14 protein-coding genes and 1 pseudogene are annotated in these 15,879 nt (G+C 57.3%); 4 read left to right on the forward strand and 11 right to left on the reverse strand.

Features of this window, described 5'->3' with window-relative positions:
- Positions 1 to 32 precede the first annotated feature (32 nt).
- From K5E40_RS24975 to orn, 3 genes are all read right to left on the reverse strand, one after another.
- Positions 33 to 2,564, reverse strand: coding sequence for a DUF6543 domain-containing protein (locus K5E40_RS24975; protein WP_221733101.1), 2,532 nt, complete (start codon positions 2,562 to 2,564; stop codon positions 33 to 35).
- A gap of 803 nt (positions 2,565 to 3,367) precedes the next feature.
- A complete protein-coding gene (locus tag K5E40_RS24980) occupies positions 3,368 to 3,979 on the reverse strand; it encodes a trimeric intracellular cation channel family protein (RefSeq protein WP_221733102.1) in 612 nt (203 codons plus the stop codon).
- Between the two features lie 97 nt (positions 3,980 to 4,076).
- Positions 4,077 to 4,619: an oligoribonuclease gene (orn, locus tag K5E40_RS24985; RefSeq protein WP_221733103.1), complete on the reverse strand. Its 543-nt coding sequence runs from the start codon at positions 4,617 to 4,619 to the stop codon at positions 4,077 to 4,079.
- Positions 4,620 to 4,726: 107 nt separating this feature from the next.
- Between orn and rsgA the strand changes: the two genes are divergently transcribed.
- The 4 genes from rsgA to K5E40_RS25005 all read left to right on the forward strand — a co-directional run bounded on the left by rsgA (position 4,727) and on the right by K5E40_RS25005 (position 7,825).
- Positions 4,727 to 5,758 carry a small ribosomal subunit biogenesis GTPase RsgA gene (gene rsgA, locus K5E40_RS24990; RefSeq protein ID WP_221733104.1) on the forward strand — a complete coding sequence of 344 codons (1,032 nt, stop codon included), beginning with the start codon at positions 4,727 to 4,729 and terminating at the stop codon, positions 5,756 to 5,758.
- 212 nt (positions 5,759 to 5,970) lie between these two features.
- Positions 5,971 to 6,378: a TIR domain-containing protein gene (locus K5E40_RS24995; protein ID WP_221733105.1), complete on the forward strand. Its 408-nt coding sequence runs from the start codon at positions 5,971 to 5,973 to the stop codon at positions 6,376 to 6,378.
- 2 nt (positions 6,379 to 6,380) lie between these two features.
- Complete coding sequence (locus K5E40_RS25000; RefSeq protein WP_221733106.1) at positions 6,381 to 7,340, forward strand: caspase family protein; 960 nt, start codon at positions 6,381 to 6,383, stop codon at positions 7,338 to 7,340.
- A complete protein-coding gene (locus K5E40_RS25005; protein WP_221733107.1) occupies positions 7,340 to 7,825 on the forward strand; it encodes a toll/interleukin-1 receptor domain-containing protein in 486 nt (161 codons plus the stop codon). Before K5E40_RS25000 ends, K5E40_RS25005 begins: the two co-directional genes overlap by 1 nt.
- A gap of 41 nt (positions 7,826 to 7,866) precedes the next feature.
- On the opposite strand, the gene K5E40_RS25010 is transcribed toward K5E40_RS25005, so the two are convergent.
- From K5E40_RS25010 to K5E40_RS25045, 8 genes and pseudogenes are all read right to left on the reverse strand, one after another.
- A complete protein-coding gene (locus K5E40_RS25010) occupies positions 7,867 to 8,142 on the reverse strand; it encodes a hypothetical protein (protein WP_221733108.1) in 276 nt (91 codons plus the stop codon).
- A 114-nt stretch (positions 8,143 to 8,256) separates the two neighbouring features.
- Positions 8,257 to 9,186: a DUF6708 domain-containing protein gene (locus K5E40_RS25015; RefSeq protein ID WP_221733109.1), complete on the reverse strand. Its 930-nt coding sequence runs from the start codon at positions 9,184 to 9,186 to the stop codon at positions 8,257 to 8,259.
- Positions 9,183 to 10,130 (reverse strand): DUF6708 domain-containing protein, encoded by a 948-nt coding sequence (locus K5E40_RS25020; protein ID WP_221733110.1) that lies wholly within the window; start codon positions 10,128 to 10,130, stop codon positions 9,183 to 9,185. The genes K5E40_RS25015 and K5E40_RS25020 overlap by 4 nt, the downstream gene beginning before the upstream one ends.
- The gene (locus tag K5E40_RS25025) at positions 10,127 to 10,552 is read right to left on the reverse strand and encodes a hypothetical protein (protein ID WP_221733111.1); all 426 of its coding nucleotides are present in this window, start codon (positions 10,550 to 10,552) and stop codon (positions 10,127 to 10,129) included. Before K5E40_RS25025 ends, K5E40_RS25020 begins: the two co-directional genes overlap by 4 nt.
- Positions 10,549 to 11,496: a hypothetical protein gene (locus tag K5E40_RS25030; protein WP_221733112.1), complete on the reverse strand. Its 948-nt coding sequence runs from the start codon at positions 11,494 to 11,496 to the stop codon at positions 10,549 to 10,551. The genes K5E40_RS25025 and K5E40_RS25030 overlap by 4 nt, the downstream gene beginning before the upstream one ends.
- Complete coding sequence (locus tag K5E40_RS25035; RefSeq protein ID WP_221733113.1) at positions 11,493 to 14,765, reverse strand: toxin VasX; 3,273 nt, start codon at positions 14,763 to 14,765, stop codon at positions 11,493 to 11,495. The genes K5E40_RS25030 and K5E40_RS25035 overlap by 4 nt, the downstream gene beginning before the upstream one ends.
- Positions 14,762 to 15,595 (reverse strand): DUF4123 domain-containing protein, encoded by an 834-nt coding sequence (locus K5E40_RS25040; protein WP_221733114.1) that lies wholly within the window; start codon positions 15,593 to 15,595, stop codon positions 14,762 to 14,764. The genes K5E40_RS25035 and K5E40_RS25040 overlap by 4 nt, the downstream gene beginning before the upstream one ends.
- Positions 15,592 to 15,879, reverse strand: a pseudogene (locus tag K5E40_RS25045) (type VI secretion system tip protein VgrG); the annotation flags it as partial. The gene K5E40_RS25040 and the pseudogene K5E40_RS25045, both read right to left, overlap by 4 nt.

Genomic DNA, 15,879 nt, shown 5'->3' on the forward strand with positions numbered 1-15,879 from the left:
ACCTGCAAGAAAACCGTTACTTCCACCAACATTCAGTCACTCTCTGAACCCGTCGAGAATCCGCTCTCCGAGGATTCACTGTCAGACTCTACATCCGAAAGTGGCTCATCCATTTCAATTTCTATTTTCCGGTCCATACTGGCGTTCTCCAGATACTGGGTAATCCGCTGCCTCGACGCTTCACTCAAGGGATTATTCACCAGACCAACAAATAAATCCTGCGTATCCGGGATATCGAACAATTCATCCCCTACCTCTGAAATATTATTATTCTGCAACGCCAACACCTTGAGCTCTTTCAGCGAATCTATGCCTGAAGGAACGTTGGAAAGATTGGTGTCATACAGCATCAATTCCGTTAAATCCGGCATGAAGCCTACAGGCGGAACGACTGTCAGAGGATTGTGTGCCAGGTTCAACAATGTAAGCGTTTCCATTCTTGCCAGCCCTTCAGCCGTCATCTCAGAAAGTCTTAGCGAGCACTTATTCAACGTGAGTTGCCGCAGTTCACGCATTTGAAAGACCCCTGACGGGAACGCCTGCATCTTTACGCCCGTCACCCTCAAGTATTGAACATTGGGAAAACTGTCAAGAAACGTCCCTATCCGTGCGCCTGGTTTTTCTGCGGTCAATATTAACTCTGTTACATATTCGAACCTGGCAGACAGCCTTGGTAACTCACCGGAAAAATCGACGCTGGAAGAAAATTGATAGTCACCGTACCCCCATCTCGAAACAGACTTGCGCCGCCAGATATCTTGCAGCTTTGCGCTGAATTGCTCGCGAGCCTGACGTTGCCCGGCGGGTGTTGGCGCTCTCCCCTGTCCCGGCGAATCCGCATGAAGTGACGGCTTATCGGCACTCCATATCGACAATTCATCACACAACGTCGCGAACTCTTTTTCCAGCCTCATCATTACGCCGGCAGGATCGCTCTTCAAACGCTCGTTGATAAACGTCGTCACCTCCTCACCTGAAAGCTGGGGATAAAGATCATGTACACGGTCAACAACGGTCTTGGCCGATGTCGGGTTGTTATCGGCGCCGCCTCGCAGCTTCCACGCTTGCCTGTAGTGCGCGGCGGCGGGGTCGACAGTCATCGGAAGTGGCGCCAGCCCCAGCAGTTCGCTCACGGCGTGGCGCGATGGCAACGGCTGTGCACGAATCAATCGCTGCAGCGCTTGCCCTCCTCCATCCGCCACACCGAGGGCCTGACGCTGCACGGGCAGTAACAGGAACCAGAGAGCCGAATACAGATCGCTCATGCCTTGGGACGATGAACCCTCGGGGCTGCTGATGACATACCCGGCGTCCTGCCGGACCAGTACGTGATGGAACGAAGTCAGCACATCGCCGATAGCCGTCAAGACCTTCCCGTCCGACACACCCTGACGAATCTCGAGACGAACATTTCGCGGCCACTGCGCAAGACGTCCGATCATATGCAACGCCAGTCGGTCACTGTCCGGACTGGATACCGAATCCAGATAAATCCCTTCACAGGCCCGTGCGAGACGAACATCGCGCAGCACCAACAGCGCCTCTTCTGCCATTTGCCGTGGCATTCCCGGTTGGTTGTGCATATGCAGACGGTCGGCGGCACTTGCATCGCGCCACAAGGCCTCGGCTGCCGTTTTGGGCAGGTCAGGAAAAATCCGCCGCATCTGCAACGTGTTTTCATCACAGTCAAGTTCGAACGCACGCTCATGATCCTGAAAGAGCGCGGCGCGGTCTCGCTGGGCAATGCTTGCGCCAAGCTCGCCCTCGCGCAACTGCAGCAGAGCCTGCAATTGCGGATCGACCTGGGCGCGCACCAACGGATCGGGATGTTGCATTTGTGTGATGAACGTGTGGATTTTCTGATCGAGGCCAAAGCGCCTGAGGGAGTCCTGCAGCAAGACGAGGGACCGAGCGTAAGCGGGGGAATCGCGCGTCAGCGTTTCATCCATCCCACTTACGGCAAGAATGCGTGTAATCGTGACCTCGGAAAAGCCGTCCACTGAATGCCCGATGCGGTGAAAAAGTTCAGCCGTTCGCCCCCGTAGCGAATTGAGTCTTGCAAGGTGATTACGCGAATCACTGCTCTCCAGCGGGATCCAGAAGCTGCCCTCGCTATCCTGTTTCAGTAGCGGGCCGGAAGGGTTGAGTTCTCTGGCTAACGTGGCGCGAAACAGACCACTCTCGGCGTCCAGGACCACTTGCACGAAATGGTTGTCGGCGACGGCCACATACTGACGCTGCTTGAAACTCCGGATGCCCTGCGCATCGGCCTCGCCGAAGTTGTTGTCCGTGTGTATCCAGTAATCTGTCAGCGAGGACGTCGCGGCAAGCATCGCAAAATCACCGAACGCCGAAGACATCGGGCTCACACTCAAACTGGCCGCTTGCGTCACCGCGGCCGAGTCTGGCCGGTTGGCGGGGTGCAACGGTTCCGGGTGAGGCGATAGAGGCAAATGCGGTATTGCTGGAGAGGAGTACGCTGGCCGATGTGGTTCATTCGCGCTGAAATCCCGTGTTTTGGTAGGGGCAGGAACAGGTTTGATCTTTGGCAGTTTGCCAGCCATGAATGCTCATCCTTGAGGTTTGGTTAGTTGGGGCCCCATAACATTGCAGGCCCAGAAAGTATGCTGACGCGCCAATACATGACTGTCAGGACAATCAGTTTATCGGTTTACCCGGTGTAACCCGGTATATATGTGTACTGCATTCATCGCATTCAAGAGCAATGACGCCTTTTAATTATTGGTGTGTGATTCGCGAAGCTTATTGACGCAGGCGAAAGCGCAGTCAGCATCAACCACTACTCTATCGGCAGCCCAGTAGATCTGTTTGTTTTTTTTAGCCATCAGGTACTGGCCAACATATAAGTACCCGACACAAATACCGGCAACTCACATCCCGCAGGGCCGCAAACTTGAGCAGTCACTTAATGGAGTCATTTCGATGTTGCTGTAATGCCGGCCCGACAAAGTACCGCCATTGCTGCGGACAATCTACCCGTTGAACTTGATGGAGGCACCGATCTGAAGGGGCTTCACGCTTTCGCTGGAAACCCGGAACGTACATATACAAGGCTGGTTCGAATCATCCTCGTCTTCATCATCCACACTGTTTATTACAGCGAAGCTGTTCGGTACTGCCAGAGTACAACGTACCTTTTCATTACTGGCTCGCCCATCAATTCGCAAGGTTTTTTCCAGCCTCCTATTGAATTAGCGGCAAGACTCAGAAACAACATGGGCCCACTAAGTTCGCTTAAGCAGAAAGACAAGAAATCTCAACAACCGGTTAAAACAGATAGAACCCGCCGCCACCTTCAATTCGCAAAACCCGGCAACACTCTATTTTTATTCGATAGCAGGCTGAATCAATGCTCATCGTTATAAACGAACTTGGGCATTTCCCAATGAAAACGAATGGCCAGCAGACGTAACAAAAACCCGCCGAACAGGGTAATCAGAATGGCTTGCTCGCCTGGCACGTTCAGATACAGACACAACATGTAACACCACGCTGCGGCGAACGACACGCTGGCATACAGTTCTCGGCGGAAGATCAGCGGGATGTCATTACAGAAGATATCGCGCAGGATGCCGCCGAAGACTCCGGTGATCACACCGCTGACCGAAGCCACCAGCATGCCATGGCCCATTTCCAGAGCGGTCATGCAGCCGATCAGGGTAAACGCCACCAGACCGACGGCGTCGAGCACCAGAAACAACGAGCGCAGATGCCGCATCCAACGTGCAGTGAACACGGTCAACATCGCTGCAGCGGAGGTCAGCACCAGATATTCCGGGTGTTTGACCCATGTCAGCGGGTAGTGCCCGAGCAGCACGTCACGCACCGAACCACCGCCCAGCGCCGTGACACACGCAATCAGCACCACGCCGAACCAGTCCATGCCGCGACGGCCCGCAGACAGGGCGCCCGTCATGGCTTCAGCGGTAATGGCGATCAAATAGAGCATTAGCAACATGGTGGCGATCCTGGCAGGAAGGCGCGCAGTCTAGCCATTTCGGTGCAGCACCAAAAGAGGGCGAGAACACACGCCACACCAAGCCGTCAGCCCAGAATCAGAACTTGATGAAATGCTTGCGGTAATGCTGCAGCTCGGCGATCGATTCACGGATGTCGTCCAGCGCCAGGTGAGTGCTGCCCTTCTTGAAGCTGTCGCGTACATCCGGCGCCCAGCGTGCGGCCAGCTCTTTGAGCGTGGAGACGTCGAGGTTGCGGTAGTGGAAGTAGCTTTCCAGCGCCTTCATGTGGGTATAAAGGAAGCGGCGATCCTGGCAGATGCTGTTGCCACAGATTGGCGACTTGCCCTTGGGCACCCACTTCTCCAGAAACGCGATGGTTTCGGCTTCGGCTTCGGCCATGCTGATGCGGCTGTCGCGAACGCGTTGGGTCAGGCCGGAGTTACCGTGGGTGCGGGTGTTCCACTCGTCCATGCGCGCCAGCACGTCGTCGCTGTGGTGAATGGCGATCACCGGCCCTTCGGCCAGCGTGTTGAGGTCACTGTCGGTGACGATGGTGGCCATTTCGATGATGACGTCGTTATCCGGATCAAGGCCCGTCATTTCCAGGTCGATCCAGATCAGATTCTGTGGGTTCTGCATATTTCGGCTCCTAGGCAATGCTGCGCAGTTTAGCCTAGGCCGGTGCCCCGGCGTGCTAAACTCGCGGCCGTTTTACCTAATCGCTGCATTCTTCAGACGGAACACCCATGGCCAAACGCCAACTCAATCGTCGTCAAAACTGGCGCATCGAAAAGATTCAGGGCGAGCGCGCCGCACGCGCCGCCAAACGTGAGTCCTCGGCAGTCGAGGCGCTCGAAGGTGGCGATCTCGGCCCTGAGCAACACGGCCTGGTGATCGCTCACTTCGGTGTGCAGGTCGAGGTCGAGGCCAAGGACGGCGAACTCGCAGGCCAGGTGTTCCGTTGCCACTTACGCGCCAATCTGCCAGCGCTGGTGACCGGCGATCAGGTCGTATGGCGTGCCGGCAACCAGGGCATCGGTGTGATCGTCGCGCAATTGCCGCGTACCACCGAACTGTGCCGTCCGGACAGCCGTGGCCAGCTCAAGCCTGTAGCGGCCAACGTCGACATGATCGTCATCGTCTTCGCCCCGCTGCCCGAGCCCCACGCCAACCTGATCGACCGCTACCTCGTAGCGGCCGAACACGCCGGCATCCGTCCGCTGTTGCTGCTGAACAAGTTCGACCTGATCGACGAGCAGAATGCCCCGGCACTCAACGCCCTGCTGGCCGTTTACCGCACGCTGGGTTATCCGGTGCTGGAAGTGTCTGCGCATCACGGCAACGGCATGGAACAGCTGCAACAGCAGCTCGACGGGCGCATCAGCGTGTTCGTCGGCCAGTCCGGCGTCGGCAAGTCGTCGCTGGTCAACAGCTTGTTGCCTGAGGTGGACACCCGCGTCGGGCCGTTGTCCGAGCTGTCCGGTCAGGGCACGCACACGACGACCACCGCGCGCTTGTTCCATTTTCCGGGCGGTGGTGAACTGATCGACTCCCCGGGCATCCGTGAATTCGGCCTCGGCCACGTCAGCCGCGCCGACGTCGAAGCCGGTTTCATCGAGTTCAATGACCTGCTCGGCACCTGCCGCTTCCGCGATTGCAAGCACGATCGCGAACCGGGTTGTGCACTGCTCAAGGCTCTGGAAGATGGCCGCGTGCAGCAACAACGAATGAACAGCTACCGCTCGATCATCGCCAGCCTGCCTGAAAACGGCTATTAAACAGGCGCACCGGCAGCCCTGAAACACAGGGCTGCCGGCTGTAGGATCACGCCTGACAAATCCTCAGAACGCCTAAACGTCAGACCTTTCTGTAGGGCTTTAGCACGCCTGTTTGCAGGACATTTCTCTTTTACCGCCAGCACCTTGTAGGCCTCACGCAGATGCCTACATTCAGTTCCTCCTTCGCACAGTCGCGACCTCCGAGGAACCCCATGCAAACCTATCATTTGTTCATCAGCCATTCGTGGAACTACTCCCACGCCCACGACAACCTCGTACGCCTGCTCAGCGCGCAACCCGGTTTCACCTTCAAGAATTTCTCCGTGCCACCGCACAACCCGATCATGGGCGCGCAAACCGACAAGCAACTGGAAGAGGCTATCGAGAACAAGATCCGCCCTTGCTCGGCAGTGCTGATCATGGCCGGCATGTACTCGACATACAGCAAGTGGATCAACAAGGAAATCGAAATCGCCAAGCGCATGGACAAAGTGATCATCGCGATCAAGCCGTTCGGGGCCGAGCGGATTTCCACCGTCGTACGCAACGCCGCTGATGCCGAGTGCGCGTGGAGCACCAAAAGCATCGTCGCGGCCATTCGCCTGCATACGGCGGTGTAATCATGCGCAAGGGACTGTTTATCGGCATCAACCACTACGCCCACGTCACGCCACTGAGCGGCTGCAACAACGATGCAATGGCCATGGCTTCGGTGCTGGAGCGTCACGCCAGCGGGCGCCCGAACTTCAGCAGCAAAGTGCTGACCTCATCCGAGGAGAACCTGACGCTCACGGCCATGAAACAGCACATTCAAAGTCTGTTCTCGGGCGACTGCGATGTGGCGCTGCTGTACTTTGCCGGCCACGGCCAGTTCGACACCAGCATCGACGAAGGGCTGCTGATTCCACAGGACTTCAAACACGGCGGGGAAGGCATTCGCATCAGCGACATTCTGGAGTGGGCGGACAAGGCCCCGCACATCAAGAACAAAATCATAATTCTCGATTGCTGTCAGGCAGGCGCAGCCGGCGCCATGCGCAATTTGCGCGGTGGCAGCAGTGTGATCGGCGAAGGCATGACCATTCTCACCGCGTGCAAAAAAGAACAGTCCGCCCTCGAAAGTCGCGGCCACGGCGTATTCACCGACCTGCTGTTACAGGCCCTGCACGGTGGCGCCGCCAACGTGCTCGGCAAGGTCACGCCGGGTAGCGTTTACTCGTTTGTCGACAATGCCTTGGGTGCCTGGGAGCAGCGCCCGGTGTTCAAGACCAACGTGTCGCAGTTCGTGCCCTTGCGCGAGGTAGCACCGCTGATTGCCGAAGAAACCCTGCGCAAACTCAAGGACTGGTTCCCCGAGCCGAGTTTCGTCTTCAGGCTCGATCCCAGCTACGAGCCCACCGAAGCAACGTTCGATCCCGATCACGGCGCCGTCTTTAAGCAACTGCAAATGTGCAACCGCCACAGCCTGGTCGAACCGGTCGATGCCGAGCACATGTATTACGCCGCCCTCAACTCCACCGGTTGTCGCCTCACCGCCCTCGGTGCCTACTACCGCGAACTCGCCCTCAAAGGACACTTCTGATGCCCGTCTTCATCAGCTACCGCCACATGGATCGCGCCCACGCCATCGCCATCAACACCCGACTGATGCAGGCCAACATCAAAACCTACCTCGACGTACTGGATCCGGAATCCCAGACCACCGAAGACATCACCGGGGTCATCACCCGCAACATCACCGAATGCACGCACCTGTTGGCGGTGGTTTCGGAAAAAACCGCGCTGTCGTGGTGGGTGCCGTTCGAAATCGGCGAAGCAACCATCAGCAACCGGCGGATCTGTTCGTACAAGACCGGGCCGACGGAATTGCCGTTGTACCTGGATAAGTGGCCGAAGCTGAGCACAGCCAGTGATCTGAATTTCTTTATCGATGCGTATCGTGAGGAAGTGTCGACCAAGCGCTCGATAATGCTGGATTCGAGCAACGAATCGTTTAGCGGAACCTATAAACGCAACGCCGAGATTTTCCATGAACAACTGAAAAACCGGATTCGGCGGGGGTTCTGACAGACGTAAAAAAGCCGCGACACCATCGCGGCTTTTTACTTTCAAAGTCCGGGTGCGACTCTATCCAGCTTCCAGCCCAACGCATCCAGTGCGTCACAGCCGTCCTGAAGCAGGAGATGCGCGGCGCTGGCGAAATGTTCCAGATCATGACCTTCGGCATCTTTGACGCACAGGCAACTGACGCTGTTGAGCATATTGCGCAGGATGTTCAAGCGATGCTTTGCGGTTTCGAGAAGGGCCGAGGCCTTGGCTTCGGTGTCGATGTAGAGCGTGGGGGTGGTGCTTATGTTGCCTTGCAGCGGACGATCAATAGCCATGGTCAAACTCCAATGGTTTATGGACATTCCATCTTGGTTCGACCGGCTAATTGAACAGTGACAGAAAGGACTATAGGCAGAGTCTGTGAGATTTAGAACCATTGCCCAGGAGTTTCAGAACGATCCTACAGCCAGTTCAGCCTCGCGTTTGGCGATGGCTGCTTCCAACTCTGGAGAGCGTTTGGCCCATTGTTCCGGCGGGAGTGGTTTTGACCATTCGATGATGTCGGGATAGGGCAGATCGGGTGGTGGGTAAAGCTTCTTCCTTTGCAGGTAGGTGGCGAGAGGAGCATTGAAGATGAATACGCCAAAGACACCTTCCCACAACAGGGTCAAAAACCAGCCACGTTCTTTGGCTTTATCCTTCATGTAATCGATGTAGTAACGCAGGTTTGCCCCTGAATTAAGCGCTGCGGCATCCGGTGCCGCCTCTGGCCCGATCTCCATATAACTGCGCATGCATTCCCACAACGCCATTGCCGTGGTGCCACCGCCACAGTTGAAGCCTAGTGAAAAGTGTTTGTTGTCTTCCGATGCGTGCGGGTCGGGGTTTTCGAAACCGATGACCAGAAGGCCCATCGTGGCTTTGCCGGCCTGACTGACCGACGATTGCTGGGTGGCGGCCGCCGTCACGGTTTCCCAGGGGACAACCCAGTACTCGCCGTTGTCGCGGGAGACGCAGACTTCGCGGCGTTGGCGATTGAAGCGTATGGGTAAGGGGACTTTGCGGAAGAGGCCTTGGATCAAAATCAGCGTAGGAACGCCCAAAATAATTGCCCCAAGGATCAGAATTTCGCGGCTGAATTCAGAGTCGAGATTTCGAGTGAAGAATGACATCGCTAGAACCACCATCAGCGATGGCCACATCACCATCACCGCAGAACCGATGCTGTAGTTACCCACATCGAGAAACGCCTCGTTTTTGCGCCAGATGATATTCAGCACATCAGAGGGTTTTCTACCGGTTGGAATCGGCAACGGCGCCAGATAGTCATTGCGCGAAAACATCCGTTTTTTCGTCGTTCCTGCCGGTGGCGTACTCATGACTGCGCCTCCACTCGCCCGGCCAACTCGGCTTCGCGCTTGACGATGGCTTCTTCCAACTCCGGGGAGCGTTTGGTCCATTGCTCCGGGGGGAGTGGTTTTGACCATTCGATGATGTCGGGATTAGAAAGCTCGGGCGGTGGCGATAACTTCCACTCTTGCAACATCATCGCCAGTGGTGCCCCCAAGAGCACTGCAGCAATGATCAGCCACGCTGCCTTGCCAACCTCTTGCGCGACCAAATGATGTCTGATGCCATCCACATATTCACAACAAATGCCCCAAAAGACGCCTCTGCCCCGCAGCTTTTCTCGTCCGCCCTCGAAGTCATTTGTCTGTGGCAAAACTTGCGGGCCAATTTCCATATAACTGCGCATGCATTCCCACAACGCCATTGCCGTGGTGCCGCCGCCACAGTTAAAGCCTAGTGAAAAGTGTTTGTTGTCTTCCGTAGCGTGCGGGTCGGGGTTTTCGAAACCGATGACCAGTAGACCCATGGTGGCCTTGCCGGCCTGACTGACTGATGAATGCTGGGTGGCAGCCGCTGTAACAGTTTCCCAGGGGACAACCCAGTACTCGCCGTTATTGCGGGGGACGCAGACTTCGCGGCGTTGGCGGTTGAAGCGTATGGGTAAAGGAACTTCGCGGAACAGACCCTGAATCAACCAAAAAATAGGGAGAGCCATGATACAAGCTCCCAATATCAACGCGTCAGGGTCATCGAAAACGTATGCCAGCCCCAAAAACAACATCACTCCGGGCCACATCACCATCACTGCCGAGCCGATGCTGTAATTACCGATATCGAGAAACACTTCGTTCTTGCGCCAGATGATGTTGAGCACATCAGAAGGTTTTCTACCGGTGGGAATAGGTAATGGCGCGAGATAGTCATTTCGCGAAAACATCCTTTTTTCCGTTGTGCCTGCCGGTGGCGTACTCATCGCTTGTCCTTGGGTTGCAGATAAATGGCGCCGGGGTGATCCTCACCGAGCGGGTAATTCGGCACTCGATCAAGTTCAGGTGTTGGGTCGGCTCGTAGCGCAATGACGCCCGTGGAGTTGTTCAAGGTAAAAGCCAAACCTCGCTCCCCGCCGATAAAACTTCGAGCGCCGAGTATCGCGATCAGTGGGGTGCGATAACGCAACCTTCGCGACAACGTGCTGGGTGGTGTGTTCAGCAAGTCTTTCACCTCTTTGAAAGGGACGCTTATACGCAGCCCCTGACCTTCCTCGATGGGTATCCACTGGCAACTGCTGCCGGACAACCAGAAGGGCGTCATGTCACGCCACAGCCTCGGCACCTTGTAGCTATTGGTCGGGCTGTTCTTGATCAAATGCCGATAGATCTGAGCATCCGACCTCAAGCCAACTCGCTTTGAACCTGCGCGGCCAGTTCAGCCTCGCGTTTGGCGATGGCTGCTTCCAGCTCTGGAGAGCGTTTGGCCCATTGTTCCGGCGGGAGTGGTTTCGACCATTCGATGATGTCGGGGTAAGGCAAATCGGGAGGCGGGTTCAACTTCCAACGCTCCAGCACATCGATCAGCAGCGTGTTGAATATGAATATTCCGCAGAACCCCTCCCAGAGAACGGTTACGAACCAGCCTCTCAACTTCGCGGCTTTGATCAGATCATCCAGATAAGTCGCCCAGATTCCTTTTGACCTGTCGAAACGGGCGGTTTGATCCTCGACAGCCTCTGGCCCGATCTCCATATAACTGCGCATGCATTCCCACAGAGCCATCGCCGTGGTGCCGCCGCCACAGTTAAAGCCTAGTGAAAAGTGTTTGTTGTCTTCCGTAGCGTGCGGGTCGGGGTTTTCGAAACCGATGACCAGTAGACCTATCGTGGCTTTGCCGGCCTGACTGACCGACGATTGCTGGGTGGCGGCCGCCGTCACGGTTTCCCAGGGGACAACCCAGTACTCGCCACTGTTACGGGGGACGCAGACTTCGCGGCGTTGGCGATTGAAGCGTATGGGTAAGGGGACTTCGCGGAACAGGCCTTGGATCAAAATCAGCGTAGGAACGCCCAAAATAATTGCCCCAAGGATCAGAATTTCGCGGCTGAATTCAGAGTCGAGATTTCGAGTGAAGAATGACATCGCTAGAACCACCATCAGCGATGGCCACATCACCATCACCGCAGAACCGATGCTGTAGTTACCCACATCGAGAAACGCCTCGTTTTTGCGCCAGATGATATTCAGCACATCAGAGGGTTTTCTACCGGTTGGAATCGGCAATGGCGCCAAGTAATCATTGCGCGAAAACATTCTTTTTTTCGTAGTGCCCGCCGGTGGCGTACTCATCGTTTGTCCTTGGGTTGCAGGTAAATGGCGCCGGGGTGATCCTCTCCGAGCGGGTAGTTCGGCACACGATCAAGTTCAGGCGTTGGGTCGGCTCGCAGCGCTACGACACCCGTGGAGTTGTTCAAGGTAAAAGCCAAACCTCCCTCCCCGCCGATAAAACTTCGAGCGCCGAGTATCGCGATCAGTGGGGTGCGATAACGCAACCTTAGCGACAACGTGCTGGGTGGTGTGCTCAGCAAGTCTTTCACCTCTTTGAAAGGACCGCTTATACGCAGGCCCTGCCCCTCCTCGAACGGTATCCACTGGCAACTACTGTCGGACAACCAATAGGGCGTCATATCACGCCACGGACGGGGAGGCCTGAAATAGTCTGTCGGACTGTTTTTGATCAGGTACCGGTTTGCGAGGGTATCCACCGGGTCACCGACCATGCTCAGTTCCAGGTAAACGCTGTCTGGCTCGGCGCCTGGCAAGTCGATGGTCAGGTAATCAATGGCGCTGACGAACGCCAGACCCGAGCGACTATTATCAGGCGCCTGATTAGAACTGCTTTGCATGGTGACCCGAGGCGTATAGAGGATGAGATACAAACGGTCGAGTTCGTCCTGTTGAGCTTTCGGGGCGATGGGATCAAGGTCAATAGCCCGCGCCTTCGACCAACAGCAGTTGTTCAGAAAGTTTTGCAGCAGCGTTTTCTCGAAGAGCCAGGCTGTCAAGTACAGTGCGCCGAACCCCAAAATGATCCAGTTCAACGGCCCCATGTAGAGCGTGTAGCGCAAGATGGCGACTTCCGCAGTTATTGAACCTGCCAAGGCGTGGGCGGTGTAGCCAAGCCCTAACATCGCTTGGGCGCCGAAGGCTGCAACCTGTCCTCCGACCGCGATCTGACGCATCTTCAGCCAAGGATCGACTCGGTTTTGGGCGCTCTCGATCTGTACTTGCAAAGACTTGAACTCTGAAAATGCTGCACCGGCAGATAGCAGACCAATCACCCCACCAAACAACGTAAGCGCCGGCGCCGCAGATGAACGAATAAAAAACCGATCCCTCCCCAACCCCATCCGCACCTGACTATCCACCACCGCCACCAACGCCGCCGCCCCATACAAACTCGCCGACACCGTGTCATTCACTCGCCGGGCATCCATCCCCTCCAGCACCCCGGCCTCGCTCAAATAGTTCTGCACATTCACCACGTTCACCAACAACGCCGCCAACGGCACCACTCCCCCGCTGTTGACCACCACGGGCGAATTCACAATCCGCTCCACCCGCCCAACCCCAATGGCTTTCCCCGTCTTGTTCACCCATTCACCCAACGCCTCGGCCCGTTGCCCGAACAACTTCCACACCTGCCGCGTGCCCTCGGTCACGAACTGCAAACGGCTTTCTCCGCCCAACCTCGCGGCAAGAAAAATGCTCATCCACGAGGCACTGAAACCTTTGTCACTCTTGAGCAACAGCAACGCTGCACCCAGTCGATTGACCAGCATATTCCATTGACTGTCGGCCTCGCGGGCCATGGTCGCGATGTCATCCAGCAGCACCACACTCAACGGCGCCAGGGCCTGATGGGTGGCGCTGATGTTGTCGGCGGACAGGGCGGCCATCAACTCGCCAAGGCGCGAGGCGTTGTTGACTGCGGCCTCAAGCGACGGTGTCCAGGCGTTGAACAGTTGCCGGAGTGCGCCACCGTCGGCGGCGCGCACATAGTCGGCGTATTGCTCGGCGCCTAGGGCGCGGAGGCATTGCGCGGTCAGGCAACCGCTGGCGAGTTCGGTCAGCCATTGGCGCGTCGGCAGGTCGTCGTAATCGACAAACCAGGTGCCGCTGGCCGAGCGTTTCAGGTACACGCCACGGTCGGCGAACAACGCCGTGTGGCGTTGTTCGAGTTGTTGGAAGTGGCCGGCGGCGGTGTCGGTGAACCATGTGTCCATGGCATCGAGGTCGATGTACTTGCCGACCTTGGCGCTGAATGCGTGATTGTTGAGGTTGGCGTGTTTTTCCGCGCGGTATTGCCGAACCACTTCCTCCGCTTCGTAGTACAGATCGGCCGGAATAAACGCCCGCACCGGGCCGACAATGGCTGCGATACGCGCATCACGGGCGGCCGCTTCGGCCTGGGTCGGCCGACCGCCGTATTGACGATCCCGGGTTTCAACCCTGAGTTCCTCATTCAGCCGATCCTGGGTGTCGAGCATGATCTGGCCCTGCTCGGGCGTGAGGCTGATGTCGCGATCCTTGTAGCGATAACTGAGATTACCGGCCAGTTCGGCGCCATCCTCGCTGATCAAGCTGCGCACAAAGCCGCCGATGCTCAGGCGCAGATTGTTTTCGCCGAGCCATTTTTCGTGGCCGGCTTCCAGCCATTCCTGTTCGTGGTTGATGTCGCGCAACACACCCAAGTCATCGTCCAGACAGGCGAAGACGGCGAACAATCCCTCTCTTTGCGCTTTGGCGTTTTCCAGCCAATCCCGCGTGCCCTGCCCGTCCCATGACTCGGCGCTCCATTCGCCCGGCGGCTCGTCGCTGGCGTCAGGATGTTGATCGAGAACCTTGTGACGCTCGCGGATACGGTGCTTGGCGTCTGTGTAGGCTTTGATGTTGGATGGAGTGGGGTCGTCTAACAGCGTTGCGCCAAGGGCGTCGGTGTCCTCGGCGTTTTTTTGCTGATCGGCTTTCATCGACCGGGCGTAGGTGTCGGGGATCAGTTCGGCCAAGACCTCATCGCACTTGTCCAACGGCGGACAGTGCGGAGCTTGTAACTCATCGGCCACCGTGCGCAGGGCAATGTGGCGCATGTGCTGACTGCGTTTGGCGCTGCTGTCGCTCAGTGACTGGCAGTGCTCGACGTTCAAGGGGAATTCGCTGTAAAGCATCCAGGCGTCGTGGATTTTTTGCAGCGCCAGGCCCGTGAGTGTGGCGTCGGCTACCGGAGTGGCCGCCGCGTCCAGCGCCTGTTCCTGCAACAACCCCTGCGGCGAAATAGCAAAACGCTTGACCGGCCCCTGATGCTGCCAGAGGTACACAAACCCTGCGCGCAAACGACGTGCTGCCATCGGTCGGCTCTGCGGCGTAATACCGGGAACGCAACAAGCGTGTTCAGCCTTTTCGTGCGCCAGCGCGTAACGCACCGGCACCACAAACAGTTCGGGCTGACTGGCGGGACACGGATGCACCGTGCAACTGATATCAGCGTGTGGCTGGGCTTTGGCCTCGCGTTCGGCCTGAGCGGCCTCGTCGACCATGGCCAGTTTTTCGGCGCTCATCGGGCGAAGTCCTTGTCGGTCAGCAATTGGTGCGTCAATGCGCTGTTGAGGTTGTCCAGACGCTGGCGCGGCAGGAGTCCGGGTTCGACCAGTAACTGCCTGTATGCACCGTGCTCCGGGCCATCGGGAAAGTCCGCGCCCAGTAATGCGTAGAAACGCGCCCAGATAAGGACTTCATCGACGGCACTGAAACCGCCGCGTGCAGCACTGGCCTGACAGTCCATGGCCCATTGCTGCAGAGCAGTCGAATCCATTGAGTTGAGGTATGTGGCGAAATAGCGTTGACCGTGTTCGATCAACTGCCGGGCGAAAGACTGACGCTTGGCCGCGTTAAGGTGATCGAGTTGTTCCGCCGTCAGCACCAGCCAAGGCTTCTGCGCATACGGGATCGCGGGGTGCTCGGTTTGCTGATGAATCTGTAAACCCGGCAGACGAATCAGCCGCATCGGCCCCATCAATCGATCACGCTCAGGCGCGGGCAAATCCTTCAGCCACAACGCGGTAATACGCGGGTCATAGAAACGAAAGAAAACCGTCGCAGCCCCGTCGACCCGCGCGTGGATCAGGCTGCGCACATGCGCCAACACTTGATCTTCGTCGGCCTCAGACTCCAGCCAGATGCCCGCCGTTGCACTCCACTCCTGCCAAAAAACCGTTGCCAACGGGCTATCGGGGGTCACACCGATCAGCACGGGGCCGGCCTTGTCCAAAGCGCTGTAGGCGGTACGTTGATAAAGCGAGTGAACAGGCGTGCCGCCCGTCAGCTCGAACAGGCGATCCGAAAGTTTTTCGATCTGGATTCGATCCAGCAACAGATAAGCCCGGCTCATGCGTTCACCTGCGCCAGTTTTTCGCACGCGGCGCAGACTGAAGCGGCTTGCTCTGCGGCCTGAGCCAGCGCGGCTATTTGCGTGGTGATGGACAGCGCGATCAGCGCCTGTGGATCTTCGGGCGCTGCCGCCAACGCTGTCTGCGCCGTGACACCCACCACTGGCGCGCCGCCCTCGACGATAGCGACGCTGCTGAAGATCCCTCCCGAATTGATCACGATGTGATGGCCGCCCGCCGTCAGCGTCAGGCTTGTCCCGGCATCAATCACCACTTGGCTCGCGGT

The organism is Pseudomonas baetica (genome assembly GCF_019733355.1).
Classification (GTDB): domain Bacteria; phylum Pseudomonadota; class Gammaproteobacteria; order Pseudomonadales; family Pseudomonadaceae; genus Aquipseudomonas; species Aquipseudomonas baetica_A.

What these genes read in the sequence shown, in the direction of transcription:
- K5E40_RS24975 (WP_221733101.1), bottom strand. Translation starts at nt 2,564, where the DNA reads ATGGCTGGCAAACTGCCAAAGATCAAACCTGTTCCTGCCCCTACCAAA.
- K5E40_RS24980 (WP_221733102.1), bottom strand. Translation starts at nt 3,979, where the DNA reads ATGTTGCTAATGCTCTATTTGATCGCCATTACCGCTGAAGCCATGACG.
- orn (WP_221733103.1), bottom strand. Translation starts at nt 4,619, where the DNA reads ATGCAGAACCCACAGAATCTGATCTGGATCGACCTGGAAATGACGGGC.
- rsgA (WP_221733104.1), top strand. Translation starts at nt 4,727, where the DNA reads ATGGCCAAACGCCAACTCAATCGTCGTCAAAACTGGCGCATCGAAAAG.
- K5E40_RS24995 (WP_221733105.1), top strand. Translation starts at nt 5,971, where the DNA reads ATGCAAACCTATCATTTGTTCATCAGCCATTCGTGGAACTACTCCCAC.
- K5E40_RS25000 (WP_221733106.1), top strand. Translation starts at nt 6,381, where the DNA reads ATGCGCAAGGGACTGTTTATCGGCATCAACCACTACGCCCACGTCACG.
- K5E40_RS25005 (WP_221733107.1), top strand. Translation starts at nt 7,340, where the DNA reads ATGCCCGTCTTCATCAGCTACCGCCACATGGATCGCGCCCACGCCATC.
- K5E40_RS25010 (WP_221733108.1), bottom strand. Translation starts at nt 8,142, where the DNA reads ATGGCTATTGATCGTCCGCTGCAAGGCAACATAAGCACCACCCCCACG.
- K5E40_RS25015 (WP_221733109.1), bottom strand. Translation starts at nt 9,186, where the DNA reads ATGAGTACGCCACCGGCAGGAACGACGAAAAAACGGATGTTTTCGCGC.
- K5E40_RS25020 (WP_221733110.1), bottom strand. Translation starts at nt 10,130, where the DNA reads ATGAGTACGCCACCGGCAGGCACAACGGAAAAAAGGATGTTTTCGCGA.
- K5E40_RS25030 (WP_221733112.1), bottom strand. Translation starts at nt 11,496, where the DNA reads ATGAGTACGCCACCGGCGGGCACTACGAAAAAAAGAATGTTTTCGCGC.
- K5E40_RS25035 (WP_221733113.1), bottom strand. Translation starts at nt 14,765, where the DNA reads ATGAGCGCCGAAAAACTGGCCATGGTCGACGAGGCCGCTCAGGCCGAA.
- K5E40_RS25040 (WP_221733114.1), bottom strand. Translation starts at nt 15,595, where the DNA reads ATGAGCCGGGCTTATCTGTTGCTGGATCGAATCCAGATCGAAAAACTT.